At 68.0% G+C, this 1,398-nt stretch carries 1 protein-coding gene; it reads right to left on the bottom strand.

Features of this window, described 5'->3' with window-relative positions:
* The coding region (locus ACFVWD_RS58105) for a CRTAC1 family protein (RefSeq protein ID WP_389607258.1) at positions 1-1,398 on the bottom strand (1,398 nt) is incomplete at both ends.

Consider the following 1,398-nt stretch of genomic DNA (forward strand, 5'->3'; position numbering starts at 1 on the left):
ACGGGTCTGCACCGGGCCGTCGACCTCGTGGCCGAGCCCGATGTGCACGTCCTGGCTGCGCTTGCCGGAGTGGCCGCTGCCGCCGTCGACCCGGCCCAGGCGGGTACTGCCGTCGGACAGGGTCACGGCGACCTGTGCGCCGATCACGGGCGACCCGGCCGCGTCGGTGAGACTGAGGTTGAGGTGGTCGCCGGTCTCCGGGCTCATGTTGCAGTAGAAGACCGGGTCCTCCCACTGCCGGGCCACCACCATGTCCAGGCGGCCGTCCCCGTCGGCGTCGCCGGTGGCGATGCCACGGCTGGGCACGGGCACGGCCAGACCGAGCTGTTTGGACAGGTCGCTGTAGGCCTCGCCGTCCTTGTCCTGGACGAAGAAGCGCAGGTGCTGGTCGCCGGCGAGGTCGTCGCCCTCCTCCACCCGGGGCCAGAAGCGGGGGTGCTTGACCAGGGAGTCGTTGGCGGTGGCGAGCTCCTGGAGCTGCGCCCAGCGGTTGCGCTTGCCCTTGACGAAGCCGACCGCCTGGGTGATCTCCTGGACGCCGTTGTTGTCGAAGTCGCCCATCTTCACGTCCCAGCCCCAGCCGGACCAGGCGAGGTTGAGGGGCGAGCTCTCGTCCTTGTACGGAGCGACGCCGTCACGGAACTTGGCCCGCAGGTCCGCCTTGTCACGCGCGGTCGCGACGAAGGCGAAGTTCGACTCCTGGATGCCGAAGGACGTGGTGATGTTGGAGACGAAGGCGTCGTACAGGCCGTCGTTGTCCAGATCGCCGAAGTCGACGCCCATGCCCTTGAAGGAGCTGCGGCCCATCTCCTTGGACTTCGGAGTGGTCGCGGTGTGGACGGCCTTGACCTCGCTGAACTTGAACGTGCCGGGGGTCGACCTGTTGTACAGCAGGGCCGAGGTCCCGAAGTCGTGCGCCAGGTACATCTCGGGGCGCTGGTCGCCGTCCAGGTCGGTGGCCGAGACGGCCAGGGTCCAGCCCCGGTCGATGCCCTTCGGCAGGACGTTCTTGATCTCCTCGAAACCGGAGGGGGTCCAGCGGAAGAAGTGGCCGCCGCCGCCGTTCTGGGCGTGCGAGAGCGAGTCGTTCATCGTCACGCCGCCGTGCACGCTGTCGTCCAGGACGGGGCTGTTGGGGAAGTAGTTCCCGATGTAGATGTCGTTGTGCCCGTCACCGTCGAAGTCGGCGACGGTCGCGGCGTTGGAGTTCCACAGGGGCCCCTTGTAGGTGCTGCCACTGCTGCCGGGGACCAGTTCGACGGGCTCGAAGCACTTCGGGTCCATCGTCGTGGTGTCCTTGCCGGGTTCCTTCTTCGCCTGGAAGATCACCGGGGTGCGGCCCCAGTAGTAGACGAGCAGGTCCATCGCGCCGTCCTCGTTGAAGTCCCCGGGGACACA

It is taken from the genome of Streptomyces sp. NPDC058086, from assembly GCF_042885015.1.
GTDB lineage: Bacteria > Actinomycetota > Actinomycetes > Streptomycetales > Streptomycetaceae > Streptomyces.